This window comes from Lacisediminihabitans profunda, assembly GCF_008040105.1.
Lineage (GTDB): Bacteria > Actinomycetota > Actinomycetes > Actinomycetales > Microbacteriaceae > Lacisediminihabitans > Lacisediminihabitans profunda.
The window spans coordinates 16,932-43,193 of the sequence record NZ_VRMG01000002.1 but is presented as its reverse complement, the minus strand read 5'-3'; the positions used below and the strand labels follow the sequence as shown (position 1 = coordinate 43,193).

The 26,262-nt window shown below is 69.6% G+C and carries 26 protein-coding genes and 1 riboswitch; of the genes, 10 read left to right on the top strand and 16 right to left on the bottom strand.

The annotated features are described in order from the left end of the window. The first annotated feature begins 32 nt into the window (after positions 1–32). The 4 genes from FVP33_RS00790 to FVP33_RS00775 are packed head-to-tail and all read left to right on the top strand — an operon-like array spanning position 33 to position 3,766. A complete protein-coding gene (locus tag FVP33_RS00790) occupies positions 33–1,679 on the top strand; it encodes a flavin-containing monooxygenase (protein WP_147781741.1) in 1,647 nt (548 codons plus the stop codon). Then, positions 1,679–2,449: an SDR family NAD(P)-dependent oxidoreductase gene (locus FVP33_RS00785; RefSeq protein ID WP_147781740.1), complete on the top strand. Its 771-nt coding sequence runs from the start codon at positions 1,679–1,681 to the stop codon at positions 2,447–2,449. The genes FVP33_RS00790 and FVP33_RS00785 overlap by 1 nt, the downstream gene beginning before the upstream one ends. A 1-nt stretch (position 2,450) precedes the next feature. Continuing rightward, the gene (locus tag FVP33_RS00780) at positions 2,451–2,693 is read left to right on the top strand and encodes a glutaredoxin family protein (RefSeq protein ID WP_187270520.1); all 243 of its coding nucleotides are present in this window, start codon (positions 2,451–2,453) and stop codon (positions 2,691–2,693) included. After that, complete coding sequence (locus tag FVP33_RS00775; protein WP_147781738.1) at positions 2,690–3,766, top strand: NADH:flavin oxidoreductase/NADH oxidase; 1,077 nt, start codon at positions 2,690–2,692, stop codon at positions 3,764–3,766. Before FVP33_RS00780 ends, FVP33_RS00775 begins: the two co-directional genes overlap by 4 nt. Before the next feature lie 184 nt (positions 3,767–3,950). On the opposite strand, the gene msrA is transcribed toward FVP33_RS00775, so the two are convergent. From msrA to FVP33_RS00755, 4 genes are all read right to left on the bottom strand, one after another. Then, the gene (gene msrA, locus FVP33_RS00770; RefSeq protein WP_147781737.1) at positions 3,951–4,469 is read right to left on the bottom strand and encodes a peptide-methionine (S)-S-oxide reductase MsrA; all 519 of its coding nucleotides are present in this window, start codon (positions 4,467–4,469) and stop codon (positions 3,951–3,953) included. Between the two features lie 550 nt (positions 4,470–5,019). After that, positions 5,020–6,105: a VIT1/CCC1 transporter family protein gene (locus tag FVP33_RS00765; protein WP_222706582.1), complete on the bottom strand. Its 1,086-nt coding sequence runs from the start codon at positions 6,103–6,105 to the stop codon at positions 5,020–5,022. A gap of 193 nt (positions 6,106–6,298) precedes the next feature. After that, on the bottom strand, positions 6,299–7,252 hold the full coding sequence (locus FVP33_RS00760; protein ID WP_147781736.1) for an aldose 1-epimerase family protein: 954 nt from the start codon (positions 7,250–7,252) through the stop codon (positions 6,299–6,301). Positions 7,253–7,261: 9 nt separating this feature from the next. Further along, complete coding sequence (locus FVP33_RS00755) at positions 7,262–8,080, bottom strand: DeoR/GlpR family DNA-binding transcription regulator (RefSeq protein WP_147781735.1); 819 nt, start codon at positions 8,078–8,080, stop codon at positions 7,262–7,264. Positions 8,081–8,162: 82 nt separating this feature from the next. Between FVP33_RS00755 and galT the strand changes: the two genes are divergently transcribed. The 3 genes from galT to FVP33_RS00740 are packed head-to-tail and all read left to right on the top strand — an operon-like array spanning position 8,163 to position 11,219. Further along, the gene (gene galT, locus FVP33_RS00750; protein ID WP_147781734.1) at positions 8,163–9,272 is read left to right on the top strand and encodes a galactose-1-phosphate uridylyltransferase; all 1,110 of its coding nucleotides are present in this window, start codon (positions 8,163–8,165) and stop codon (positions 9,270–9,272) included. Next, the gene (gene galK / locus FVP33_RS00745; RefSeq protein ID WP_147781733.1) at positions 9,269–10,429 is read left to right on the top strand and encodes a galactokinase; all 1,161 of its coding nucleotides are present in this window, start codon (positions 9,269–9,271) and stop codon (positions 10,427–10,429) included. The genes galT and galK overlap by 4 nt, the downstream gene beginning before the upstream one ends. 37 nt (positions 10,430–10,466) lie before the next feature. Beyond that, positions 10,467–11,219: a hypothetical protein gene (locus FVP33_RS00740; protein WP_147781732.1), complete on the top strand. Its 753-nt coding sequence runs from the start codon at positions 10,467–10,469 to the stop codon at positions 11,217–11,219. Here the strand turns inward: FVP33_RS00740 and FVP33_RS00735 are convergent. The 9 genes from FVP33_RS00735 to FVP33_RS00695 all read right to left on the bottom strand — a co-directional run bounded on the left by FVP33_RS00735 (position 11,204) and on the right by FVP33_RS00695 (position 20,292). After that, positions 11,204–11,872, bottom strand: a complete 669-nt coding sequence (locus tag FVP33_RS00735) for a pyridoxamine 5'-phosphate oxidase family protein (RefSeq protein ID WP_246142099.1) — start codon at positions 11,870–11,872, stop codon at positions 11,204–11,206. The two genes, FVP33_RS00740 and FVP33_RS00735, sit on opposite strands and share 16 nt — an antisense overlap. After that, positions 11,869–12,744: a bifunctional methylenetetrahydrofolate dehydrogenase/methenyltetrahydrofolate cyclohydrolase gene (locus FVP33_RS00730; protein ID WP_147781731.1), complete on the bottom strand. Its 876-nt coding sequence runs from the start codon at positions 12,742–12,744 to the stop codon at positions 11,869–11,871. The genes FVP33_RS00735 and FVP33_RS00730 overlap by 4 nt, the downstream gene beginning before the upstream one ends. Beyond that, positions 12,741–14,057 (bottom strand): serine hydroxymethyltransferase, encoded by a 1,317-nt coding sequence (glyA, locus tag FVP33_RS00725; protein ID WP_147781730.1) that lies wholly within the window; start codon positions 14,055–14,057, stop codon positions 12,741–12,743. The genes FVP33_RS00730 and glyA overlap by 4 nt, the downstream gene beginning before the upstream one ends. A gap of 42 nt (positions 14,058–14,099) precedes the next feature. Next, positions 14,100–14,182: riboswitch (ZMP/ZTP riboswitch) on the bottom strand. A gap of 21 nt (positions 14,183–14,203) precedes the next feature. Then, complete coding sequence (locus tag FVP33_RS00720; RefSeq protein ID WP_147781729.1) at positions 14,204–15,157, bottom strand: PfkB family carbohydrate kinase; 954 nt, start codon at positions 15,155–15,157, stop codon at positions 14,204–14,206. After that, a complete protein-coding gene (locus tag FVP33_RS00715) occupies positions 15,154–16,146 on the bottom strand; it encodes an ADP-ribosylglycohydrolase family protein (protein ID WP_147781728.1) in 993 nt (330 codons plus the stop codon). Before FVP33_RS00715 ends, FVP33_RS00720 begins: the two co-directional genes overlap by 4 nt. Before the next feature lies 1 nt (position 16,147). Next, positions 16,148–16,870: a GntR family transcriptional regulator gene (locus FVP33_RS00710; RefSeq protein WP_147781727.1), complete on the bottom strand. Its 723-nt coding sequence runs from the start codon at positions 16,868–16,870 to the stop codon at positions 16,148–16,150. Then, complete coding sequence (locus FVP33_RS00705; RefSeq protein ID WP_281289353.1) at positions 16,867–17,436, bottom strand: cysteine hydrolase family protein; 570 nt, start codon at positions 17,434–17,436, stop codon at positions 16,867–16,869. The genes FVP33_RS00710 and FVP33_RS00705 overlap by 4 nt, the downstream gene beginning before the upstream one ends. Then, a complete protein-coding gene (locus tag FVP33_RS00700) occupies positions 17,433–18,938 on the bottom strand; it encodes a purine-cytosine permease family protein (RefSeq protein ID WP_246142098.1) in 1,506 nt (501 codons plus the stop codon). Before FVP33_RS00700 ends, FVP33_RS00705 begins: the two co-directional genes overlap by 4 nt. Positions 18,939–19,071: 133 nt before the next feature. Beyond that, on the bottom strand, positions 19,072–20,292 hold the full coding sequence (locus FVP33_RS00695) for an MFS transporter (RefSeq protein ID WP_246142106.1): 1,221 nt from the start codon (positions 20,290–20,292) through the stop codon (positions 19,072–19,074). 98 nt (positions 20,293–20,390) lie between these two features. Here FVP33_RS00695 and purU point away from each other — a divergent pair, with 98 nt between their 5' ends. The 3 genes from purU (at position 20,391) to nagA (ending at position 22,879) form a co-directional block, all read left to right on the top strand. Continuing rightward, positions 20,391–21,248 carry a formyltetrahydrofolate deformylase gene (gene purU, locus FVP33_RS00690; RefSeq protein WP_147781725.1) on the top strand — a complete coding sequence of 286 codons (858 nt, stop codon included), beginning with the start codon at positions 20,391–20,393 and terminating at the stop codon, positions 21,246–21,248. A 123-nt stretch (positions 21,249–21,371) separates the two neighbouring features. Continuing rightward, a complete protein-coding gene (locus tag FVP33_RS00685; RefSeq protein ID WP_147781724.1) occupies positions 21,372–21,746 on the top strand; it encodes a YrdB family protein in 375 nt (124 codons plus the stop codon). Next, positions 21,743–22,879, top strand: coding sequence for an N-acetylglucosamine-6-phosphate deacetylase (nagA, locus tag FVP33_RS00680; protein ID WP_147781723.1), 1,137 nt, complete (start codon positions 21,743–21,745; stop codon positions 22,877–22,879). Before FVP33_RS00685 ends, nagA begins: the two co-directional genes overlap by 4 nt. 106 nt (positions 22,880–22,985) lie before the next feature. On the opposite strand, the gene FVP33_RS00675 is transcribed toward nagA, so the two are convergent. From FVP33_RS00675 to FVP33_RS00665, 3 genes are read right to left on the bottom strand one after another with little or no spacing between them, the layout of a single operon-like run. Beyond that, positions 22,986–23,756 carry a glucosamine-6-phosphate deaminase gene (locus FVP33_RS00675; RefSeq protein WP_147781722.1) on the bottom strand — a complete coding sequence of 257 codons (771 nt, stop codon included), beginning with the start codon at positions 23,754–23,756 and terminating at the stop codon, positions 22,986–22,988. Then, complete coding sequence (locus FVP33_RS00670) at positions 23,744–24,673, bottom strand: ROK family protein (protein WP_147781721.1); 930 nt, start codon at positions 24,671–24,673, stop codon at positions 23,744–23,746. The genes FVP33_RS00675 and FVP33_RS00670 overlap by 13 nt, the downstream gene beginning before the upstream one ends. Then, the gene (locus FVP33_RS00665) at positions 24,670–26,145 is read right to left on the bottom strand and encodes a glycoside hydrolase family 3 protein (RefSeq protein WP_147781720.1); all 1,476 of its coding nucleotides are present in this window, start codon (positions 26,143–26,145) and stop codon (positions 24,670–24,672) included. Before FVP33_RS00665 ends, FVP33_RS00670 begins: the two co-directional genes overlap by 4 nt. Between the last annotated feature and the right edge of the window lie 117 nt (positions 26,146–26,262).

The following is a 26,262-nucleotide window of genomic DNA, read 5'->3' as shown; positions in this document are numbered from 1 at the left end:
GACAAAGAACTGACCACCGAAAGGAACTTCTCATGACATCAACAACATCGGGCGCATCGACGACGAAGCCTGACTTCGACAGCATCATCATCGGTGCCGGCTTCAGCGGCATTGCGCTTCTCCACCACCTCCGCGAGATTGGCCAGCGGGCACTGGTTCTCGACGCGGATTCCGACCTTGGTGGTACCTGGTGGAGCAACAACTACCCGGGCGTGCGCACTGACAGTGAATTTCAGTACTACTCATTCTCCTTCTCGAAGGAGGTTAGGGACGAGTGGACCTGGACCGAACGGTACCCGTCGGGCAAGGAGGTGCTCGCCTACCTGAACTTCGTCGCGGAGCGCCTTGACCTTCGTAAGGACATGCGATTCAACTCCCGCGTCGACCGCGCCGAATACGACGAGGAATCCAACACCTGGACGGTGCACCTCACCGACGGTCGCAGTCTTACCGCGACCTATCTCATCAGTGGAATGGGCGTCCTTTCCGAAGCGATTTGGCCCGACATTCCCGGCATCGAGACGTTCGGCGGGCAGAAGTATCACACTGCGAACTGGCCACGAGAGGGAGTCGATCTGACGGGCAAGCGCGTGGGCATCGTCGGACTCGGCGCATCGGGCATTCAGGTCGTACCGACCATTGCCCCACAGGTCGCCGAACTCCTGGTTTTCCAGCGCCAGCCCAACTTCATCGTCGAGACCAACAACGACAAGGTGAGTGCGGAGCAGATGAAGCACGTGCGCGACACCTACGACGAGATCTTTGCGAGAGCCGCAGCGCATCCGTTCGGCGTCGACATGGTGTTCGCAGAGAAGAGCGCTCTCGACGTCGACGCCGAGGAGCGCGATCGCATCTTCGAGAGTAAGTGGCAGGAGGGTGGGTTTCACTTCGCAAACGAATGCTTCAACGACCTGGCCACGAACCACGAATCGAGCGAGCTCGCATCAGCCTTCATCCGTAAGAAGATCCATCAGATCGTCATCGACCAATCGGTCGCCGACCTCCTGAGCCCCACCGACTACTCGTTCAATGGCAAACGTGTTCCTACCGGTCATGGGTACTATGCGACGTTCAATCGGGACAACGTGACGCTCATCGACGTGAAGTCAAACCCCATCACGACCCTGACCGAAAAGGGCATCCTTGTCGGTGACACTGAGTTCGAACTCGATGTGATCATCTTTGCTACAGGATTCGATGCGATGACGGGAACGCTCACCACCCCCGACATCGTGGGACGCGATGGCGTCATCCTCCGCGACAAGTGGGCGAAGGGCATTCGAACCAACCTCGGGATTTCGGTGAGCGGCTTCCCCAACTTCTTCATGTCCCTCGGCCCTCAGACGCCGTACTCCAACCTGCCGGTACCGATCCAACTCGGCGCCCAGTGGATCGCTCGCGCGATCAAGTTCGCTACCGCCCACGACATCGAGCACTTTGAGGCGACTCCAGAGTCGGAGGAGTTGTGGGCCGACGAGGTCGACCGCGCCGGCAAAGCCACTGTCATGTACTCGGAAGGGCTCAAAGCGAAGGCATGGTTTCTGGGCGAAAACGTCGCCGGCAAACCGCGCGAATTCCAGGTGTATATGGGTGGCGGTCAGGTCTACCAGCAGTTCTGCCGCGATGCCGAAGCGGCCGGGTACCCGACCTTTCTCGCTACGGAGAAGGCGACCGTCTGATGGGCAGACTCGACAACAAGATCGCGGTGATCACCGGCGCGGCGTCCGGGATGGGGCGCGCGACCGCCGAATTGTTCGCAGCCGAAGGCGCGACCGTGGCGGTGACCGACGTGAATGCGGCGCTCGGGGCCGAGACCGTCGCAGCGATCACGAGCGCGGGAGGTTCTGCCCGATTCTGGCCGTTGAACGTCGCCGACGAGACGGATGTCGCGTCCGTGTATGGCGAGATCGGCGAGGTGTTCGGCACGATCGATGTGCTCATCAACTGTGCTGGCATCATCGGCGTCGACAAGCCGACGCACGAGCTGAGCGAGTCGGAATGGGACGAACTTTTCGCGATTGATGTGAAAGGCGTGTTCTTCTCCACCAAGCATGCGCTGCCCTACATGATCGCGCAGTCTTCGGGATCGATCGTGAACTTCTCGTCGATTTATGGCCTCACCGGGAATGATGAGTTCACTGCCTACCACGTGGCGAAGGGCGCTGTCGCAATGCAGACAAAGCAGGATGCGGCCAGCTACGGCAGGTTCAACATCCGGGTGAACTCCGTGCACCCCAGCACCGTTCTCACGCCGCTCGTGGAGGGTGTGGCGAATGCGTTCCCTGGCGGACTCGTCGAATATGAAAAGGTCAACACCGCCAATCAGTCGATCCGTCGGCTCGGCCTGCCGATCGATGTCGCCTACGGCGTGCTGTATCTTGCGAGCGACGAGTCGAGGTGGGTCACTGGTGTCAACCTGCCCATCGACGGCGGATTCATGGCGCGCTGACATGACCGCGATCAGACTCTTCGGCACCCCAACCTGCGCCGACTGTGCGCGCTCCCGCGCGGCACTCAGGGACGCCGGAATTCCCTTCGACGACATCGACATCGCTGAGAACGCTGACGCAGCGGCCATGGCGGAGGAGATCAGTGGACGTCGTTCGACCCCGGTGATCGTCTTCACCGACGGCTCATTCCTCGTCGAACCGACCAACTCCGAGCTTCTCGAAACCGCGCGGCGGTTCCTGTGAGCAAGCTGTTCGAGCCCCTCACCATCCGCGGAACGTCGTTTCGCAACCGCATCTGGGTCTCGCCAATGTGTCAGTACATGTGCGTCGACCACGATGGGATGCCGCACGATTGGCATCTCGTCAATGCAGGAACGTATGCCGCGGGTGGCGCGGGGCTCGTCATGGTCGAGGCGACCGCCGTCACCCCTGAGGGGCGAATCACGTCGGAGTGTGCGGGACTTTGGAATGACGCGCAGCGCGATCGCTGGGCACGCGTCACCTCGTTCGTGCATTCGCAGGGGGCGCTCGCCGGAATCCAGCTCGCCCACGCGGGTCGGAAGGCCTCTGACTACCGAGGTTTCACAGCAGAAGCGGGAAGAACGAAGCCGGCGGCGGAGGGGGGCTGGGTTCCGGTCTCCGCTTCCGCGATTCCGTGCCCAGGCATGGATGTGCCGCACGAACTCGACCTCGACGAGATCAAGGCACTGGTCGATGCTTTTGGTGAAGCGGCCGTTCGCTCGCTCGAGGCGGGCTTCGACGTCATCGAGATCCACGCGGCGCACGGCTATCTGTTGCACTCTTTCCTGTCTCCGCTGAGCAATGAACGAACGGACGGCTACGGCGGCTCGCTGGAGAACCGTGCCCGGCTGCTCCTCGAGATCGTCGCTCGCATCCGGTCGGTTGCCCCGACGACCCCACTGTTCGTGCGCTTCTCGGGCACGGACTGGGCGGACGGAGGCTGGACGCCAGAGGAAACCGCGCAGGTCGCCTCGTGGGCGGCCGATGCCGGCGCCGACTTCTTCGACATCTCGAGCGGTGGGCTCATCCGCGACATCTTCATCTCCGTTTCGCCGGGCTACCAGGTGCCACTCACCGAGACCGTGCGTCGCCTCGGCGGGGTGAAGGCCGCGGCCGTGGGCAAGATCACGACGCCGGAACAGGCGGAGCAGATCCTCGTGGATGGTCGTGCAGACGCGATCTTCCTTGGGCGCGAGCTCACGCGCGACCCCCACTTCGCACTGCGCGCGGCCCACGTCCTCGGCGAGACCATCGACTATGTTCCGCTTCCGTTCCGGGCGGCCACCTGGGTGTGACCCGTGCTAACTGCTCCGTGAATCGGTTTGGACGCGTACCTGACGGGCAAGCCGCCAGAGCAGGCAGGTCAGGCCTGTCCCTGATCCGCGGCTCTGGCCGCGGCCGCCCGCCCGGCACAGAAAGGTGGGGAGGGGAAGCCACGCTTCCCCTCCCCACCTCATCGCCAACCGACGATCACCCCGCCTAGACTGCCGCCTGCTCGCGGTGCGGCAGCGTCCATCCGGGTCGGATGAAGTGGCAGGTGTAGCCGTACGGGTTCTTCTCCAGATAGTCCTGGTGGTCTTCCTCCGCCTCCCAGAAGTCACCGGCCGCCGTGACCTCGGTCACGACCTTGCCCGGCCACAGCCCGGACGCGTCGACGTCGGCGATGGTCTCCTCGGCCACGCGCTTCTGCTCTTCGCTGGTGTAGAAGATCGCGGAGCGGTAGCTGCGCCCCACGTCGTTGCCCTGACGGTTCTTGGTCGACGGGTCGTGGATCTGGAAGAAGAACTCGAGAATCTCGCGGAACGAGATCTGAGCGGGGTCGAAGACGATCTCCACCGACTCGGCGTGGTCGCCGTGGTTGCGGTAGGTCGCGTTCGGGGTGTCGCCACCGGAGTAGCCGACCCTCGTCGAAATTACTCCCGGCCGTCGGCGGAGCAGCTGCTGCGCTCCCCAGAAACAGCCTCCGGCGAGAATGGCGCGTTCCGTTGTGTCAGTCATCGTGTGGTCTCCTTTGCGGTGAATATGTTCCCACGACCGGTACAACACAGGGGTGGGGAAGGATGTTCCGCGCGGGTTCTATAGGTGTCCGCCCCGCAGACTCCAGTTGTGCAGGACGGCTCCGTCCGCTGGCGCCCGCCCCGCAGACTCCAGTTGTGCAGGACGGGTGGTGCAGGACGGCAGGACGGGTTGTGCAGGACGCCTCGGGCGGATGGCGACGACGATAGGTGCAGAACCGACGGGAGCGTCCTGCAGACCGGGACCGTTCTGGTCGCCACATTCCTTCACAAGCCGTCCTGCACAAGCTGTCCTGCACAACCAGAGTCTCTGGGGTAGGCACCCATACCTCCGGGGCCGTCCTGCAGAACGCGGCCCGACCGACGCGGGCGGCACCGCCAGAGGGCCGACAAGGTCCAGCCTCCGGCATCGCGGCGACGGGCATGCAGCGAAGGGCGGCCGGGGCGGCCGCGACGGGGCCGAGGCCGACGACCACGAGATCCGCAACGTCGCGCCCCGAGGCCGGTTAACCAACCTGCCTGGGCAGTACTACCTAGCCCGCGCTCGTGCCGAACAGCAGGCCGAGTCCGTAGGTGACCGCCGCCGCCCCGAAGCCGATCGCGAGCTGGCGCAGCGCCCGCCTGAGGGGCGAGGCGCCGGAGAGCAGCCCGACGACCGCGCCGGTGCCGAGCAGGGCTAGTCCGACCAGACCCGCGGCCACGAGGATGGCGGTGAGCCCGCTGAGGCCGAACAGGTAGGGCACAACCGGGATGATCGCGCCGGAGGCGAAGAAACAGAAACTCGACACGGCGGCCCCGATCCCCGTGCCGACCGATTCGTGCAGGTGGGCCGGGGGCGGCCCGGCGACGGCGAGGCTGTGATCCTCCAAGACCTCCCTGGCGTGGGCATCGGCCTCCGTCGCATCCATGCCCCTCGAGCGGTAGACGAGGGCGAGCTCGTTGGCGTCGACGTCGAGGTGCGGCAGCGCATCGTTGCTCTCCGGGTCGGGGGTGGACGCCTCGAGTAGTTCCCGCTGGGAGCGCACGGACACGTACTCCCCGGCCCCCATCGAGAGGGCGCCGGCGAGCAGGCCGGCGACGCCGGTGAGCAGCACGACGTTGGTGGCGACGCCGCTCGCGCTCACGCCGATCACGAGGGCCAGGTTGCTCACCAGTCCATCGTTCGCGCCGAACACCGCCGCGCGGAAGGTGCCGGACAGGCGGTTGCGTCCGCGCATCGCCAGGCCACGCAGCACCTCGCCGTGGATGCGTTCGTCAGCGGCCATCGCCGCCGTGGCGTCGGAGTCCCCCGCGTACGGCGACCGGGCCTCCGCACGCTGGGCGAGGGCGAGAACGAAGACGGAGCCGAACCGGCGGGCGAGGAATCCGAGCAGTCTGGTGCGGATGTCGCCCCTGCGCGGCTTGCCGACGTCGTCGCCGAGCAGTGCTCTCCAGTGTTCCTCGTGGCGGCCCTCCGCCTCGGCGAGTGCGAGCAGGATCTCCCGCTCCTCGCCCGCGCGTCGTGCTGCCAGGTCGCGATAGACGGCGGCTTCCGCCCGCTCGTCGGCGAGGTGTTGGCGCCATCGTCGCAGCTCGGCGGGGGTGGGTGCCAGTTCGCCTGGGCGTCGAGTCTCGGTCACGGGATCCTTCCGGTCGAGCTCACGGAGGGCAGGCGACAGTGCGCATCCCGGCTCCGTGGCCGTTTGACCGAAGGTCTCGTTCGCCCTGGCGGCCACTCTGGCCGTTCGGGTGGAGTACCGGGCCAGTCATCGAGACCGGCCAGTATGTCGATACGTCCGCGCCCGCAACCCGGAATGCGGGCGGCGGGGGGAACTACTCCCCTTCGTGCTTTCCAGAGTACCGGATTCCCCAGGACAGCGACCAGGTCTCGCCCGGTGCGAGCCAGCGCAGGCCCTGACCGCTGTTGAATGCGTTCGGCGGAGCCGTCATCGGTTCGACCGCGATCGCGGTGCCGAGGACGGGAGTTCCGAGGCCGACATCCCGCGGGAAGATTCGGGTGGCGAACACCTGAACGAAGGCGAAGTCGCCCTCCTGCCAGAGCTCGACGAATCGGCCGTCGCTCGCGGTGAGGCGGTGCCTGCTCAGCGCGCCCGCCGGTGTCACGGCCCCGAAGGCGTCGTCGAGGTGCAGCTCGGCGACGGGTCGTCCGGCCCGCAGGTCGAAGTCGGTGCCCTCGACCGGGTTCTCGCTCACCGGGTTGAGCCGGGCATCCGTCTCGAATCTCGAGCCGGCGGCCACGGTGAGCACGAGCTCGTCGGTGGGCACGTCGCCGAGACGGAGGAACGGATGCGTGCCGACGGCGACCGGCGCGGACCGCGACCCGACATTGGTGATGCCGTGGGTGACGCGCAACCCGTCGTCGACGAGCTCGTAGCGCACGGTGGTGTCGAGCTGGAACGGGTAGCCGCGGGTGGGGAACACCGTGGCGGCGAGGGTGACCGCCGAGGCGCTTCGATCGGCCACCGTGTACGGCCGGTCGCGAAGGAGGCCGTGCAGGGCGTTGCCGCGCTCCGGTTCGGTGAGGTCGAGCTGCTGCTCGATACCGTCGAGCCGCCAGAGGCCGTCCTCGACGCGGTTCGGCCACGGCACCAGCACGGTGCCGTCCCCGAACGGCGGCACGACATCGTCGCCGTACGGCTCGGTGAGGTGGACGCCGCCGATCGACAGGGTGCGCAGCGACGCGGCGACCTCGGTGATAATGGCGCGCGCCTCACCGAGCGGAGTCGGCGAGGAGAGTTCGAACTGGAGTCCCGTTGGCGAGTGCACCGGTCAAGCCTAGCGAGGCGCGTGGTCGGCCTGGATCACCCGAAGGCCGGCGGCGCGCAGGTTCTCCACCACCGCCGCATCCGCCTCGTCTCCGGTGATGAGAGTGTCGATCTCGGCGAGGGGGGCGACTCGGCTGAGCTGGGCCACGCCGAGCTTCGAGCTGTCGGCGACGACGATTGTGCGTGCGGCGGTGGCGATCATGCGACGCTTCACGTCGGCCTCGGGGAGGTTGACATTGGTGACGCCGGCGGTGACGTGCACCCCACTGCAACCGATGAAGGCGATGTCCGCCCGGATGCGGTCGAGCACCACCCCGGCGAGCGGGTCGACGAGCGAGTGCTGAAGCGGCCGCAGCGTGCCGCCGGTGACCACGACCGTGAAGCGGGGGATGGCGGGCTCGAGCGCCAGGGCGATGTTGAGAGCGTTGGTGATGACCACCACGTTCTGCAGGTCGTCCCGCTCGAGCATTGCCGCGGCGATCGCGGTCGTGGTGGTGCCCACGTCGAGCACGACGGCCTGGTCGGATTCGATGAGGGCAGCCGCCGCACGGCCGATGCGGACCTTCTCGTCGGAGCTCGCGAGCATCGACTGTTCGAACGGACGCTCGAGCCCGGCGGGACGCGCGGCGGTTCCGGCCACCGCACCCCCGTGCACGCGCTGCACGACGTTGTCGTCGGCGAGGGCGTTGAGGTCCGCCCGCACCGTGACCTCGGAGATGCCGAACTGCCGGCTCAGCTGGGCGACCCTGACGAAGCCGCGCTCCTCGATGAGGGTGCGGATCTGCTCGCGACGGGCGGCCGCCGGTGGGGTGTGCTGCGCGTCGGTCATGGACTTATCTTCGATTACTTGCGTTTTCTTGTCAATCGAAGGTATCGTTTCCTTCGTTTCGAAACCTGACCGGAGAAGCCCCATGTCATCGATCGTCAAACGCGAGCACCGGCTAGCGGACGGCCGCGAACTCATCTACTTCGACGACGCCGACACCACCCTGGCGCCGGATCGCAAGCCGGATGCCCGCGTGCTCGACCCGAGACCGGAGACGGCGACGATGCGGCAGGACCCGCTCACCGGCGAATGGATCTCCATCGCCGCCGCCCGGCAGAATCGGGTCTTCCTCCCCCCGGCAGACAAGGACCCGCTCGCGCCGGCCTCGGCAGCCAACCCCTCGGAGATTCCGGACAACTACGACGTCGCCGTCTTCGAGAACCGGTCTCCCTCGTTCGGACCGGATGTCTCGGAAAGCTACACCGAGCAGGACCTGCGCAGGATCGGCCTCGGCCGCACCCTGCCGTCGATCGGTCGCTGCGAGGTCGTCTGCTTCAGCCCGGAGCACGAAGGGTCGTTCGGCAGCCTCACCCCCTCGCGGGCGCGCACGGTGATCGAGGCCTGGGCCGACCGCACGGCCGCCCTCTCCGCCCTGCCCGGCGTCGCCCAGGTCTTCCCGTTCGAGAACCGGGGAGAGGCGATCGGAGTGACGCTGCACCACCCCCACGGCCAGATCTACTCGTACCCGTACGTCACCCCGCGTACGTCGCGGCTGATCGAGTCGATCGAACGCTTCGGCCCAGACCTGTTCCAGAGCATCCTCGACTTCGAGGGCGCGTCGGAGCGCGTGGTGCTGCGCGGCCAGCACTGGACCGCGTTCGTGCCGTTCGCGGCGCGTTGGCCGATCGAGGTGCACATGCTCCCCCACCGCCACGTGCCGGACTTCGCCGCCACGAGCACCGAGGAACGCGACGAGCTCGCCGGCCTCTACCTCACGCTGTTGCGCGGCGTCGACGCCCTCTACGACACCCCGACGCCCTACATCGCCGCGTGGCACCAGGCGCCGGTGCGGGAGAAGCGGGACGAGATCCGGCTGATGCTGCAGGTGACCTCCCCTCGCCGGGCCGCCAACAAACTCAAGTACCTCGCCGGCTCCGAGGCGGCCATGGGAGCATGGATCGGCGACGTGACGCCCGAGCAGACGGCCAGCGCCCTCCGAACCGCCATCGAGACAGCAGGGACCAGCACGCCATGACCGACATCAGGGACGACGTCCGCACGGGCTTCGCGGAACTCTACGGCTACGAGCCGAGCGGGCTCTGGTCCGCGCCGGGACGGGTCAACCTCATCGGCGAGCACACCGACTACAACGAGGGCTTCGTGCTCCCCCTTGCCATCGACCGCCGCACCGTGATCGCCCTCGGGCTGCGGCAGGACCGTGTCGCCCGGGTCGCGAGCGACTTCGCCGACGAGGTCGTGCAGATCGACCTCGCCGAGCTCTCGCCCGAGACCGTGCATGGCTGGTCCGCCTACCCGCTCGGCGTCGCCTGGGCGCTCGGCCAGCACGGCGCGGACCTCGCCGCCGTGCCCGGCTTCGACGTCTACATCGAGTCGGATGTGCCGGTCGGCGCCGGCCTGTCCTCCTCGGCCGCCATCGAGAGCGCGGTCGCCCTGGCCCTCAACGACGTGTGGCAGCTCGGTCTCGACCGGCCGACCCTCGCCCGCGTGGGCCAGCTCGCCGAGAACCGGGTCGTCGGCGCCCCCACCGGCATCATGGACCAGTCCGCCTCGCTGCTCGGTCGAAAGGACAGCGCGGTCTTCCTCGACTGCCGCAGCCTCGAGGCTCAGATCGTGGACCTCGGCTTCGACGCCGCCGGCCTCGTGCTGCTCATCATGGACACCGGGGTGAGCCACTCGCACGCCACCGGAGGCTACGCGGAGCGCCGGGCATCGTGCGAGCTCGGGGCGCGCGAACTCGGCGTCGAGTCACTGCGGGACGTGGGAGTCGACGACCTCGACCGGGCGCGCGGCATCCTCGACGACGTCACCTTCCGCCGGGTGCGGCACGTGGTCACCGAGAACCAGCGGGTTCTCGACACCGTGCGCACGCTGCGGGAGGAGGGGCCGGCCGCGATCGGTGACCTCCTCGACGCCTCCCACGTGTCCATGCGCGACGACTTCGAGATCTCCGTGCCCGAACTGGACCTGGCGGTCGAAACGGCGCAGTCCAACGGCGCCCTCGGGGCGCGGATGACCGGCGGCGGTTTCGGCGGGGCCGCGATCGCCCTCGTGCGGGCGGACGACCTCTCGCGGCTCCAGGTTGCTATTGACGGCGCCTTCGCAGAACATGGCTATGGTCAGCCTGATACCTTCGTCGTGACGGCTGCGCAGGGCGCATCCCGCGAACCCTGACCCCCTGAGCTCCTCGTTGAGCCGCTAGGAGACACGAGTGCGAGCGTTTCACCCCACAGCGTCGATCGCCGTCGGCGCCGTGCTTCTCACCGCGCTGCTCACCGGATGCGCCGGCTCGACGCCGACCGCGCCCGCCGCGAGCAAGACGGCAACGCCGACCGCCGCCCCCTCGGCGAGCTCGACCGCCGAGCCGAAGGACGTGCTGTTCACCATCGCGGCGAACGTTCGAGGCAAGGACGGCAGCACCATCGCGATCCTCCTCACGGCGCACAAGCCCCTTCCTTACAGCGCGAGCGCGGCGAAGCCCCTCAAGGACGAGTTCATCGCCTCGTGTGGAGCGGGCACGGCCGGCGTGCCGGTGACGAACGACAGCCTCGCCGCGAACGGCAGCATCCTGATGCCGATCGACATCGCCTCGAGCTCCACCGGCAAGGTCTTTGTCTACCCGGTCACCCTCTCGTTGGGCAACCAGTACCGCGGCCAGTCCGCGACGGGCAAGGGAGTCGCCCCGGCCGATTCGAGCCAGCCCTGCAACTCCGGCTACACCTGGGCGTCCTCCGGCGCGGTGCACGCCGTCGCCGTGTTCGAGAGCGGCAACCCCGGCCCCGACCTCAAGTCCTGGCGCTACGCGAAGTACGGGTTCAGCGTGCCGTTCGAGTCCAACTCCACGATCGAGGCCTGCTCGATCACGGTCACCGACTTCGGCAAGTCGGTCGTGAACGGCATCGACGGCTGGGCCAGTCCGGACTCCGACGGCACCTCGTGCCAGATCGGCTACGTGGGCGAATAGCCCGATCGGCGCCCCTCGAGCAGGCTCTGCACCGACGGCGGGAGTGGGATGCCCTCGGCAAGGTCCGGGGCCGCCAACGCGGTGGTGAAACCCGTGGCCACCGGCAGCACGCCGGCCCACGCGGTGCCGGCCACGTCATCCGGGCCGTCCTCCGGCCAGCCGTCTGACACCTTGAGGCTCCAGTCCTCCACCTCGAGCCGCAGCACGAGCGTCGCCGCGAGCTCCTTCGGGCTATGCCGACGGATCTCGCCGACGCGGCCGGGGATGATCGCGTTCGTGATGTGGTCGAGGGCATGCACCTTCGCGTCGTCGGTGACCGGGCGGCAGCCGCCGAAGAGCACGGCACTGCGGTAGTGCATCGAGGATTCGAACGCCGAGCGGGCAACCACGACGGCGTCGAGCGACGTCACCGAGAGGGCAACCGGCGTGCCCGTCGCGAGCAGGCGCAGCCAGCGGGAGCCGGTCGACCCATGCAGCAGGATGTCGTCGCCGGTCGAGACGATGGCGATCGGCAGCACGCGCGGTTCGCCGTCTAGCACGAAGGCGACGTGCCCCACCCGCGCATCGGCGATGAGGGCGTGCAGGGCCGCGCGATCCCGGCCGGGATACTTCTCCGGCATCCTGGCCGGGATCACGCGGTCCTCGTGGCTCATAGCCGTTCGGCCGCCGCCACCACGTTCGCCATGAGCATCGCCCTGGTCATCGGGCCCACCCCGCCCGGCACGGGCGAGAGGAAGCCGGCGACCTCGGCGACCTCGGGGTCGACGTCGCCGATGAGCTTCGCCTTGCCGGTCACCTCGTTCACCCGGCGGGTGATCCCCACGTCGAGCACGGCGGCACCGGGCTTCACCCAGTCGGCCTTGACGAGGCCGGGCACGCCGACGGCCGCGACCACGATGTCCGCACGGCGCACCTCATCGGCCAGGTCGACCGTACGGGAGTGCGCGAGCGTCACGGTGGCATCGAGTCCCTTGCGGGTGAGCAGGAGGCCGAGCGGCCGGCCGACCGTGAGCCCGCGGCCGATCACGACCACGCGCCGACCGGCGATCGGCACGCCGTAGCGCTGCAGCATCTCCACGAGCCCAGCCGGGGTGCACGGCAGCGGCGAGTCGAGCTCGCCGGAGACGCCGAGCACGAGCCGGCCGAGGTTCATCGGGTGCAGTCCGTCGGCGTCCTTGGCCGGGTCCATGAGCTCGAGCATCGCGTTCTCGTCGATGCCGGCCGGCAGCGGGAGCTGGATGATGTATCCGGTCACCGCCGGGTCGTCGTTGAGCGCGACGATGGCGGCTCGCACCTCGTCCTCGGTGGCCGTGGCCGGCAGGTCGACGCGAATCGACTCGATGCCCAGCTCGACGCTGTCCCGGTGCTTTCCGGCGACGTAGGACAGCGAGCCAGGATCCGTGCCGACGAGGAGCGTGCCGAGTCCCGGGAACACGCCGCGCGCCTTGAGGGCGGCGATGCGGTCGACGAGCTCCGACTTGACGGCGGCCGCGGTCGCGACGCCGTCCATCCTGACTGCGGTCACGCCCAGGTGCCGGGGCTCGTGAGGCCCGGGTAGAGCGGGTAGCCGTCGGTGAGGGCGAGCACGCGCGCACGGAGGGCCGCGACATCCGGGTTCGGCATGAGGGCGATCGCGATGATGTCGGCGACCTCCGCGAACTCCTCGTCGCCGAAGCCGCGAGTGGCGAGCGCGGCGGTGCCGATCCGCACTCCGGACGGCGTCATGGCGGGGCGCGGGTCGAACGGCACGGCGTTGCGGTTGACGGTGATGCCCACCGAGTGCAGGATGTCCTCCGCGTCCTGGCCGTGGATGGCCGAGGTGCGCAGGTCGACGAGCACGAGGTGCACGTCGGTGCCGCCGGTGAGCACATCGATGCCGGCCGCGGTCGCGTCCGGAGCGGTGAGGCGCTCGGCGAGGATCTGCGCGCCGCGCACGGTGCGCTCCTGACGGTCCTTGAACTCCGGCTCGGCGGCGAGCTTGAACGCGGTCGCCTTCGCGGCGATCACGTGCATGAGCGGGCCGCCCTGCTGGCCGGGGAACACGGCGGAGTTGAGCTTCTTGGCGAGCGCCATGTCGCGGGCGACGATGAAGCCGGAGCGCGGACCGGCGAGGGTCTTGTGCGCGGTGCTCGACACGACATCCGCGTACGGCACGGGCGACGGATGAAGGCCCGTCGCGACGAGGCCGGCGAAGTGGGCCATGTCCACCCAGAGCTTGGCTCCCACCTCGTCCGCGATGGCACGGAACGCGGCGAAGTCGAGCTGGCGCGAGTATGCTGACCAGCCGGCGATGAGCACGGTCGGTCGGTGCTCGAGGGCCTTCTCGCGCACGACATCCATGTCGACGCGGAAGGTCTCTGGATCCACCCCGTACGCGGTGGCGTTGTAGAGCTTGCCGGAGAAGTTGAGCTTCATGCCGTGGGTGAGGTGCCCGCCGTGCGCGAGTTCGAGGCCGAGGATGGTGTCGCCGGGCGTGGCGATCGCGGCGAGCACGGCGGCGTTGGCGGTGGCGCCGGAGTGGGGCTGCACGTTGGCGTACTCGGCTCCGAAGAGCGACTTGACGCGCTCGAGCGCAAGATTCTCCGCGATGTCGACGAACTCGCAACCGCCGTAGTACCGGCGCCCGGGGTAGCCCTCGGCGTACTTGTTGGTGAGCACGGAGCCCTGGGACTCGAGCACCGCCCGGGCGACGAAGTTCTCGCTGGCGATCATCTCCAGCGTGCCGCGCTGGCGGCCGAGCTCGGACTCGAGGGCCGCCGCGATCTCGGGATCGACGCTCGAAAGCGGATCCGTGAAGGTGGTGGGAAGTTTGTCGGTTACTGCGTTTTCAACGGACACTGGCGTTGCTCCTTAGACATGACCGGACGACAAAAGGCTATCCGGTTCGGCCCAGGCGTACGGCCGAATCGTAGAAGGTCGCTCCCCGATGGTTACCCACCTCAACGCCAGTCGCGACCCGATCACTTTACCAGCCCGGGGGCCGGTCAGCGGCCCGGATCCAGCAACGCGTCGACCTCCGCGCGGGTCGGGGCGGTCGACGGTCCCGAGCGGGTGACGGCGAGGGCGGCGCAGGCGTTCGCGCGACGGGCGGCGGCCACCGGATGCTCGCCGGCGGCGAGCGCGGCGAGGAACGCGCCGGCGTGGGCGTCCCCCGCTCCGGTGGTGTCGATCGCGGCGACCGGGAATCCCGCAACGTGGGTGATCTCGCCGCGCAGGCAGAGCAGGCAGCCGTCCGGTCCGAGGCGCACGATCGCGCCGCCCGACGCCCCGCCGAGCGCGCCGAGGGCGCCGAGGGCGCCGAGGGCGCCGAGGGCCAGGATCGCGGCCACGGCATCCGTCTCCCCCGTGAGCATCGTGGCCTCCCGCGCGTTGCAGCTCAGCCAGTCCGCCCGCCCGGTGACCAGCCGCCAGGTCTCGTCCGGGATGTCGGCGGCGAGCGGTCCCGGGTCGAACAGCACCCGGGTGCCGGCCGGCACGGTGCCCAACCAGGCCGAGAGCACGGCGCCGTTCGTGCGCTCGAGCAGGCCATAGCCGGACAGGTGGACCAGGTCGTGGTCCCCGGGACGCACCGCGGAGATCGCCGTCGCGGTGAGGGCGGCCTCCGCGCCGAAGACCGTGACGAAGGTGCGCTCGCCTCCCGCGTCGATGAGGGCGATGTCGTAGCCGGTGTCGCGGCCGGGAGTCGGCGACAGGAGCGCGTCGATTCCCTCCGCGGCGAGCTCGGCCCGCACCCGGTCGCCGAACACTCCGGTGCCGTGCGCGCCCGCGTAGGCGGTCGGCAGACCCTGGCGGGCCGCGGCGACCATGGTGTTGAAGCTCCCGCCCGGCGAGACCCCCGCGGCCTCGGCCAGCACATCCCCGCCCCGCTCCGGCAGGTGCGGCACCCGCACCACAATGTCGATGATGACGTTGCCGACGCTGATCAGCCGCGCGGTCATCGCAACTCCAGCAGCGCGTCGACGACCTGGGCGAGGCGCAGGCCGTTCACCCGGTCGACCGTCTCCCTCGCCTCCGCCGGGAAGCCCGCGGTGCCGTGGGTCGCCCCGGCCACCGCTCCGACCATCGCGGCGACGGTGTCGCTGTCTCCGCCGAGCGATGCGGCGGCGAGGCAGGCCTGCCACGGGTCGTCGGGGAGGGTCGCGAGCACGCCGAAGGCGGCAGGCACCGACTCCTGCGTCGCGAGGCTGGTGCCGACGAGCTCGTAGATGTCGGTGAGGCTGCGGTCAGGGTCGGCCGGGTCGGCGAGGTCGATGGCCCAGCGGATGCGGCGGGAGACGTCGGCCGCGGCCACCCAATTGCCGCGGGTACGCGCGATCGCCGCCGCCGCGATGGCCGCCTCGAACGCCTCGTGCACGGTGGCCCCGTCGACCCCGGCGCTGACCGCCGCGGCGACCGCCGACGCGCCGGCGATCGCGACGCCCGTGTTGTGGCTCACCACGCTCGCCTCGACCACCCGGTCGACGAGAAGGGGAAGGTCGCGCGAGCCGACGGCGATGCCGACCGGGGTCACCCGCATCGCCGCCCCGTTCGTGGTGCCGAACCGGCCGGCCAGCTCCACGGCCTCCCCGGCGTGCACGGCCCGCACCGCTCGACTCGTCGACGGCCCGAGCAGGTCGAGCGAGCCGCGCTCGCGCATCCCCTGCTCCCAAGCCACGAGGGCGGCCGCGAACTCGCGCGGGTCGATTCGGCCTCGGCCTTCGACGAGCATCCCGGCCAGCAGCAGCGCCTGCTCGGTATCGTCGGTGATCGACCCGGCGGAAAGTCCGGCCGCGAGCGGGTGGTCGGCCGCCGCCGGCTCGAAGCCGGTGAGGCGACCGTACCGCTCGGTGATCGCCGCGCGGTTCATCAGCTGGGTCGGCATCCCGAGGGCGTCGCCGATCGCCAGACCGTAGAGTGCCGCGAGCGCGCGATCGCGGGAGGCGGTCACGTCAGCGGGCCGAGAAGGAGAAGTGCAGGCTGAAATGCGCCGGGTCGAGCAGGCTCTCCACGCTCTCCACGAGAGCGCCGCCAGAGTCCCGGGTGACGCAACGCGACCACAGGAACGCCTCGCCCGGATCGCGCTCGAGAAGGCGGGCATCCTCGCCCTCCAGCCGCCGCACCTCCACCCACTGCTCGCCCTGGGCCGCGACCAGTCCAGACCCGAGCAGCAGCCGGGTGAGCGACCCGTCGGCCAGGCCGGCGCCGAACGCGGCGATCGAGAGGGGCGTCGCCGGGATGCGTGAGCGCTCGTAGGAGACGGGAGACCCATCCGCGACGCGGCGGAGGCGTTCGACGAGGATGAAGCGATCGGAACTCTCGCCGAGCTCGTCGGCCAGTTCGGCATCCGTCACCTGCTCGAGCCGCAGCACCTCCGCCCGGGCGTCGACGCCCTGCTCCCGCAGGGCGCGCGCCCAGCCGAGCTTGACGTCCAGCGGCCGGCCGTCGAAGGTCACAAAGGAGCCCTTGCCCGAGCGCGTCGCGATCAGCCCGGCCTCGCCGAGCTCGGAGAGCGCCGCTCGCACGGTGTTGCGGCTCACCGAGAAGCGCTCGGCGAGTGCCGCCTCGCCGGGCAACTGGCGGCCGAACGGCACGTTGCCGCCGCGGATCTCCGTCTCGAGCACCCGCGCCACCTGCTCGTGCTTGAGCCGCGGGAGCGGGCGCTCCGGACTCACGCGCCCTCCGCGCCGATCGCCGCCGCTGTCGTGATCTGAATGAGCGGCGTGTAGAGGGCCATTGCGCCGATGGCCCTCTCGTGGTCGAAGTCGGTGAGCCCGGCGCAGGCGTCCTCCACCACGCGGACGTGCATCCCGGCGTCAGCCGCGGCGAGGGCGGTCGAGAGCACGCAGCAGTCCGTCGACACCCCGGCGAGCACCATCTCGGCGCTGTCGCCCAGGATGCCCGCGAGTTCGGGTCCCCACTTGCCGAAGGTCTCGCGGGTCACCGTCGGCAGGTGGAGGCCGGCGAACATCGGCGAGAGTTCGTAGAGCGGATCGGTGGGTGGCACGAGCGCGAACGGCCACGCCTCGTAGTACGGGATCCAGGCTCCCCGTGGCTCGGCGGGGGCGACGAAACGGGTGAAGACCACCCGCGGGGAGAACTGCTCGACCAGCCGGGCGATCGTCGGTTCGATCGCGGGAAAACCGGGGGTGAACCACTCGCTCCCCGGGTCGCCGAAGATCCGCTGCATGTCGATCACGACGAGCCATGGCGCGGCCCCCGTCTCGACACTCTGGCTCACGCGCGCTCCTCGACCCGTGCCCGCTCGATCGGCTGCTCCTCCTGCCGGCGGATCGCCCCGCGGCCGAAGAGGAGAATTCCGAAGAAGCCGATCAGCAGGGCGATCAGCACGCCGAGGTTGGCGTAGGCCCAGGGCCCGGATCGGCCCCCCAGTCCGACCGGCCCGAGCAGGTAGCCCTGCCAGTTGAGCCACTCCGGCACGCCGAAGGTGTTCGTGATCATGCCCCAGCCGATCACGGTCCCCACCACGACGAGGCCGATGGACAGCCACCGCACGTCGCCATACCGGCCTCGGTGGTCGTAGAGGTCCGCCTCGGAGTAGTCCTTGCGCCGCAGCACGATGTCCGCCACCAAGACCCCGCACCAGGCAGCGATCGGCACGCCGAGCGTCACGAGGAACGCCTCGAACGGGGCGATGAAGCTCGGCGCGAAGAACACGACGTAGATGGCGCCGGCGATCATCACCACGCCGTCGATTCCGGCCGCGGCGAACCGCGGGATCTTGATGCCGGCGCTCAGCAACGCGAGGCCGGACGAGTAGATGTCGAGCACGGCGCCGCCGACGAGGCCGAGCACGGCCACCAGGGCGAACGGCACCAGGAACCAGGTCGGCAGGATCGTCGTCAGGGCGCCGATCGGATCGGCGCCGATGGCCTTGCTCAGGCTCGCCGACGACCCGGCGAGCAGCAGACCGAACACCACGAGGATCACCGGGGCGACGGAGGCGCCGAAGGCCGTCCAACCGATGACGGACGAGCTGCGCGAGCCTCGCGGCAGGTAGCGCGAGTAGTCGGCGGCGGCGTTCACCCAGCCGAGGCCGAAGCCGGTCATCACGAAGACGAGCGCCCCGATCACGGCCTGTCCGGCGCCGGCGGGCAGCGCCCCCACGGTGGCGAGGTTGATGTGCGGCACGGCGAGGACGATGTACACCACGGTGAGCACGCCGGTGATGATCGTGATCCAGACCTGCAGCCGCATGATGAGGTCGAAGCCGATCACCCCGGCGACGACGATCAGCCCGGCGACGACCACGAGGGCCACGATCTGCGTGGCGACACCGCCCTGCCAACCGAGTTCCCGAAACACGGTGGAGGTGGCGAGCACGGCGAGCGCCGTGAGCGCCGTCTCCCAGCCCACGGTGAGCATCCAGGAGATCACCGAGGGCAGCGCGTTGCCGCGAACGCCGAAGCTGGCACGGCTGAGGATCATCGTGGGAGCGGAGCCGCGCTTGCCGGCGAGCGCGATGATCCCGCAGAGCACGAAGGACACGACGATCCCGATCACGCCCACGAGGGTCGCCTGCCAGAACGAGATGCCGAAGCCGAGGATGAACGATCCGTAGCCGATTCCCAGCACTGACACGTTCGCCGCGAACCATGGCCAGAAGAGGCTGCGCGGCGCGCCCTTGCGCTCGCCCTCCGCGATGGTGTTGATGCCGTTCAACTCGACGCTCAGGGCGTCCCTGCCCGAGGACCTGATGCCCTCGTTTGCGGTTGTGGCCACGACCCGACCTCTCTCGAAATGCACCTGTTCAGACCTGTTCAGCACAAGCTAGTCCTGGCTTAGGTGGCGTGTCAACGGTGCCGGATCTCCCGTCGAGTCGGGCATCCTGGCTGCGGCCGGGCGCCTGACTTGGTCAGGCCGGACGGGGGCGCGCGCGGCTGGCCCGGGCGCTGAGCCAGGCGTCGGTCGCGAGGCTGAGCACGATTCCGGCGCCAAGAAACACGAGGTCCACGAACGGCAGGGTGGTGAGCCCCACCCTGTCCAGGAGGATGCCGCCCACGAGCGCCCCGCCACCGATCGCCAGGTTGAACGAGGTCGTGAACAGCGCGGCGGCGAGATCGCGGACGCGCGCGGACGCGGTGTGCAGCATCCGCGTCTGCAGCATCGCCGGAAGCCCGCCGAAGGCGATTCCCCAGACCACGATCGCGGCGAGCACCACCACCGGGTTGGTCGGGAACAGGGCGAGCGCGAGCACCGCCAGGAGCACGATCGCGGTCGCGACCACGAAGCCGCGCCTCGAGAACCTGTCGGCGACAGCGCCGGCGAGCGCCAGGCCCACGGCCCCGGCCCCGCCGTAGAGGAAGAGGATGAGGGCGATCGACGAGGCATCGAAGTGCGCGGTGTGGATGAGCCAGGGCGCGATGTAGGTGTAATAGACGTTCTGGCCCATCATGATCACCACGATCACGAGGCAGATCACGATCACGCCCGGCAGGCTCCTGTCGCGCCCGAGGGGCACCGCGATCTCCCCCGTCGAGAGGGTCACCCGATGATCCACCGGCGGCAGGAACCGCAGGACGAGAACCGCCAGCACGAGGATGACGACCGCGATCGCCGCAAAGGCGAGGCGCCAGCCGACGAGGTGGCCGAGCGCCGTGCCGAGGGGGACCCCGAGCACGAAGGCCGCCGTCGCGCCGCCGCTCGTGATGGCCACCGCCCGGCCGATCTGGTGTTTGGGCACGAGGTGGGCGGAGTACGCGCCGACCACCGCCCAGAAGAGCCCGTGCGCGAGACCGCCGATCACCCGCGCGGCCACCAACACCTCGTAGGTCGGCGCGAGTGCGGCGAGCACCGCGCCGCTCGCGATCACGATCAGCACGACGATCACCAGCGACTTGCGCGAGAAGCGACGGGTGAGTGCGGCGATGGGCGTCGTGGACACCACCACGGTTGCGGCGAAGATCGTGATGAGCAGGCCGATGCGGGACTCGGACACGTGCAGCTCACGCGCCATGTCCGGCAGGAGGCCGGTGGGCAGGAACTCGCTCGTCACCGAGACGAAGATGGCCCCCGCGAGCACGAGGAGTCCGGCGATCGGGAAGGCCGATGCCGTCTTTCCCTGAGCCCCGCGCACAGCCAATCGACAACCGTCCCGTGTGGAGTGTGGTGCGCTTCGCCGCCCGCGGGTTGCGGCAGACGCGCGCCGCAACCATTCCAGAATACTCTTGAGGCGTGACCACGTCCTCGACCCACTGGGTGCTGACCCTCGTTTGCGCCGACCAGCCGGGAATCGTCCACGCGATCAGCGGCGCGATCGTCGAGGCCCGCGGCAACATCACCGAGTCGCAGCAGTTCTCCAGCGACGACACCGGCACCTTCTTCATGAGGCTCCAGGTGGAATCCGACGCCGACCGGGCCACCTTCGAGGCGAAGCTCGCGCCCGTCACCGCCCGCTACGACATGGCTTGGAAGCTGGATGTCGTCGGCCGTCCGCTGCGCACCCTCGTGCTCGTGTCCCGGGCCGCTCACTGCCTCAACGACCTCCTCTTCCGGCAGCGGGCCGGGCAGCTTCCCGTCGAGCTGCCGCTCGTGCTCAGCAACCACCCCGAACTCGCGAGCCTCGCCGAGTTCTACGGGGTGCCGTTCGAGTCCCACCCGGTGGTCTCCCAGGGCCAGAAGCTCGCCTTCGAAGACCGCATCCTCGACGCGGTCGAACAGTTCGACATCGAACTCGTGGTGCTCGCGCGGTACATGCAGATCCTCTCCCCCGAGCTCTGCGACCGCCTCGGGGGCCGCATCATCAACATCCACCACTCCTTCCTGCCCGGCTTCAAGGGGGCGAACCCCTACCGGCAGGCCCACGCCCGCGGGGTCAAGCTGATCGGCGCCACCGCCCACTTCGTGACGAGCGACCTCGACGAGGGGCCGATCATCGAACAGAACGTGGTGCGCGTCGACCACTCGCGCACGCCGGCCGAGCTGGTCTCGATCGGCCAGGACGAGGAGTCGCGCACGCTCACCCAGGCCGTGAAGTGGTTCGCCGAGAACCGCGTGCTGCGGGACGGCGCCCGCACGATCATCTTCAAGTAGCGGGAGCGCCGCGCGCTCCCTCGAGAACCCGTGAATTCGGACACTCCGGGTCGGCGGGCCGGCCCGGAATGTCCCGGACCGCCCATATTCACGGTGCGGGTGGTGCTTCGCTACTGTTGGAGGGTGACGACGCCAGAATCTGATGCGGTCCGGCTCGGCCCCAACGACGTCGTGCGTTTTCTGCTCGAACTCTTCGCCCTCTTCTCGCTGGGCTACTGGGGCTACCTCGCCTGGCCGTTCCCGTGGCCCGGCGTGCTGTTCATGATCGGCGTGCCGCTCTTCGCCGCCGTGGTGTGGGCTCTCTTCCGCTCGCCCAAGGCGGTCGTGCCCCTCGACCCGGTGGGCCGCGCGCTCGTCGAGATCCTGGTCTTCGGCTCGGCCGCCGCCGCCTGGTTCATGCTCGGCCTGCCCCTGATCGGCGCGGGCTTCGCTGTTGTCGCCGTGATCAGCGGCGTGATCAACGGCCGGTCAGAGCTCACCAAGGGAGACAACGAATGACGATCCTGTTCCACGGAGCGCGCAAGCTCGACATCACCGGCCAGGTCGACGACTTCTGGATGCTCGTGCGAGGCGACGGCATCCTCGCCACCGGCTCGGGCAAGGAGATGCCGACCGCGTCCGAGACCGTCGACGTGGACGGTCGCTGGATGGTGCCGGGCTTCATCGACCTGCATGGCCACGGCGGAGGCGGCCACGCCTACGACGACGGGCCGGCGGCGATCGGCGGAGCCCTCGCCGCGCACCGCGCCCACGGCACCACCCGTACGGTGCTCAGCCTCGTCGCGAACCCGATGGCACAGCTGCGGGAGAGCCTCGGCGTGATCGCCGACCTCGCCGAGTCCGACCCGCTCGTGCTCGGGTCCCACCTCGAGGGCCCGTTCCTCTCGCCCGAGCACCGCGGCGCCCACAATCCGGACTTCCTGATCGACCCCAGCCCGTACCGGGTGGACGAGTTGCTCGAGGCGAGTCGGGGCACACTCCGCCAGGTGACGATCGCCCCCGAGCTGCCCAACGCGCTCGATGCCATCGACGTGCTCGTCGAGGCCGGAGTCGTCGTGGCTGTCGGCCACACGGACGCCACCTTCGAGAGCACCAGGGAGGCCTTCGACCGGGGCGCCCGGCTGCTCACCCATGCGTTCAACGCGATGCCGGGCATCCACCACCGCGCGCCCGGCCCGGTGGTCGCGGCGTTCGGTGACGACCGCGTGACCCTCGAGCTGATCCTCGACGGGCGGCACGTGCATCCGCAGGTCGCCGCGCTCGCCTTCCGCGAGGCGCCCCACCGGATCGCCCTCGTGACGGACGCGATGGCCGCCGCGGGCGCCTCGGACGGCGACTACCGACTCGGCTCGCTCAACGTGACCGTGCGACACGGCCTCGCCGTGCTCTCCGGAACATCGACGATCGCCGGCTCGACGCTCACCCAGGACGTGGCCCTGCGCTGCGCTATCGACAACGCCGGCGTGAGTCCCGCGGATGCGGTGGCCGCGGTCACGGCGACGCCCGCTCGGGTTCTCGGGCTCGGACACCGACTCGGCCGGCTCGCCCCTGGCTTCGCGGCCGACGCCGTGCTGCTCGACCACGACTGGCAGGTCGGCGAGGTCTGGGCGAACGGGCTTCGGATCGCCTGAGCCGCGCTCCGCTCCCGGTGCCACAATTGTGCCCGTTTGTCGTGATTGGGCACGCTCGAGGAGGCCCAATCGCGACAAACGGGCACATTCACGGGGATCTCGAGGCCTAGAGCGCCTCCCAGTCGGGCTTGTTGGCCCAGGCGTAGCGGTAGTAGTCCACGTTGGCGAGGGCGGACGCCGCCGCCTCGTCCACGAGTACTGTCACGTGCGGGTGCAGCTGGATCGCCGAGCCGGGAGCGCTCGCGGTGACCGGTCCCTCGACCGCCGCCGCGATGGCCTCGGCCTTGCCCGCGCCGAACGCGAGCAGCACGAGGTGCCGTGCGCGGCGGATCGTGCCCAGGCCCTGAGTGATGCAGTTCACCGGCACCTCGTCGATGGAGTCGAAGAAGCGGGCGTTGTCGTTCCTGGTCTGCTGGGTCAGCGTCTTCACTCGGGTGAGCGACTCGAACGAGGAACCCGGCTCGTTGAACCCGATGTGGCCGTCGGTGCCGATACCGAGAATCTGCAGGTCCACTCCTCCCGCCGCGCGGATCGCGCGCTCGTAGTCGTCGCCCGCCGTCTGGATCGGTCCGTCGTGGCCCGGAACGCGGACGAGTGCCGGATCGAGCCCGAGCGGTTCGACCACGTCGCGCGTGATCACCGACCGATAGCTCTCCGGATGGCCCTCCGGCAGCCCGACGTACTCGTCGAGCGCGAAGCCGCGCACCCGGGAGAGGTCCGCCTCGCGGGCGGCGAGGGCGCGGTAGACCGCGAGGGGCGTCGATCCGGTCGCGAGCCCGAGCACGGCATCCGGCTTCGCCGCCACGATGGCGAGGATGGCGTCGGCCGCGAGTTCTCCGGCCGCCGCCATGCCGTCGAGGATCACTATTTCTGCCATGGGGTGTCTCCGGTCGTTGTCATGCCGACGAGGGCAGCGCCCACGGCGGCGGCGGGGAAGTCGCTCGGGACGAGCTCTACCCGGTCGGGAAGGTCGAGGGAGGCGAGGAACGGCGAGGAGCTCGCCCAGGTGCCGAGCACCCCGCGGACGCCCACCAGGAGGGTGTCGCCGAGCGAGCTGAGGCCCCCGCCGATGACGACGCTGTCGACGTCCACCGAGAGCACGAGCATCCGCACCGCCGAGGCGACGTTGCGGACCAGCCCGTCGCGCACCTCGACGGCCCGGGCGTCTCCCGCCGCTGCCGCCTCGAACAGGGCGTGAACGGGGCTCGGGTGATCGCTCGGCCACTGCCGCGCCACCCCCGACCCGGAAGCGACGGTCTCGAGGCAGCCGCGCTGACCGCAGGGGCACAACGGTCCATTCGGGTCGACGGGGATGTGGCCGATCTCGCCGGCGGTGCCCCGCGAACCGCGCCAGAGCCGGCCGGCGAGCACGATCCCAGCGGCCAGGCCGGTGCCGAGGTTGAGGTAGGCCATGGACTGCTCGAGCGGCCGGTCGAGCAGCCGGAACGCCCCGACGGCCGCGGCATTCACGTCGTTCTCCACCCGCACCGGGAGGCCGAGCAGCGCGCCGAGCTCCCGGCCGAGCTCCAGCCCCTCGAGCCCGAGGTTCACCGCGTGGGACACCCGGCCGGTGTCGCTGTCCACCGCCCCGGGGATGCCGACCCCCACTGTCTCGAAGGATGCCGTCTCGACCCCGGCGAGCCTGGCGAGGGCGCGCACCGATTCGGCGGCGGTCTCGAGCACGACCGTCGGCCCGAACCCGGTGGGCAGCCGCACCTGCTGCACCACCGCCCCGGAGTCGTCGATGAGCACGGCGTGGATCTTGGTGCCTCCGATGTCCACGCCGACTCTCATGGCCGGCCCGTCTCGGTCGCCCCGGTGTCGGCGGCGCGCGTCTCGAGCCAGGCGAGCAGGGCCCGGCCCACGTGCCGTGATCCCCCGAAGGTCGCCACGTCCGCGTACGCGCGGTCGTCGCCCGGCCACCCCATGTCCACGACGACGGCGGAGGGATGGTCGGCGCGGACCGCGTCGATCGTCTCGCGTACCCAGGGCTGCCGGTGGTTTCCCTGTCCCACGAGCACCGGCTGCACGCCGGGCGGCAGGTCGAGGGTGTCGCCCGGTCGCAGCATGAGCGGATCCGCCCCCGCGGCGATCGGGCCCCAGAGCGACCGCCCCACCGCGATGTTCGACGCGGTCTCGAGCACGACGAGGGCACGCTCGGCGGATACCGTGACCTCCGGCCGCATGTCGAACGCCCCGACCGTTCGCGCGAGCTCGAACTCCGCGTCCAGCTCGCCGACGTATTCCGGAACGGGAATGAGAGCGGATCTCTCGTCCAGAACGCGGGCGAGGTCGCGATTGCGGGTCGCGGCCTCCTCGAGTCGTGCCGCGGAGAGAGTGCCCGCGGAGATCGCGTCCAGCAGCGCCCGCTCGATCTCGTCGAGCTGCTCGGCGGTGTTCCTCGTGCCGATGCAGAGCAGGTCGCAGCCCGCGTCCACGGCCCGAACCGCGGCGGCTGGGATGCCGATCTCGGCGCTCGCCCCCGCCATGTCGAGGGCGTCGGTCACGATCAGACCGGCGAAGCCCAGTTCGCCGCGAAGCAGGTCGCCGAGGATCCGGCGCGAGAACGTTGCCGGACCCTCCGCGTCCACCTGGGGAAGCACGATGTGCGAGGTCATGATGGTGCTCGTCCCCGCCTCGATCGCCGCGCGGAAGGGCGCCAGCTCGCGCTCGCGCAGTTCGTCGGGCGACAGGTCGACGACGGGCAGGGCCAGGTGGGAGTCCTGAGCCGTGTCGCCGTGCCCCGGAAAGTGCTTGGCACTGGAGGCGACGCCGGTGGACTCGAGTCCACGCACCCAGGCCGCGCTGTGCCGGGCGACGAGGGCCGGATCGGTTCCGAAGCTGCGAACGCCGATCACCGGATTGTCCGGATTGGAGTTGATGTCGACATCCGGTGCGAAGTCGAGCGAGCAGCCGGCCAGCCGCAGCTGCCAGCCGACCGACCTGGCGACGGCCTCGGTGTAGTCGAGGTCGTCGATCCGGCCGAGAATCGCGTTGCCCGGATAGGGCGAGCCGGTGGCCGCGAAGAGCCGGGTGACGTCGCCGCCCTCCTCGTCGATGGCGATGAGGGCGAGGGGGTTCGCCTGCCTGATCCGGTCGGTGAGCCGCCGGACCTGGTCGCCCGAGACGATGTTCTCGGCGAACAGGCAGACCCCGGCCAGGCCGTGCCGAAGCCTCTGCTCGAGCCAGTCGGGGAGGGTCGTGCCGGCGAATCCCGGCAGCAGCACACCGGCCGCGTTGCCCACGCTCGTCTCGCGCTCGGTCATGCTCTTCCTCACTCTGGGGCGGATCCGGTCGGCTGCCTGGCGACCGGTCGGTAATTACGTCAAGCGTCCTAACAAACCGGCCCCTTCCATGCTAGCGAGCGTTCGGCGATCGTGGGA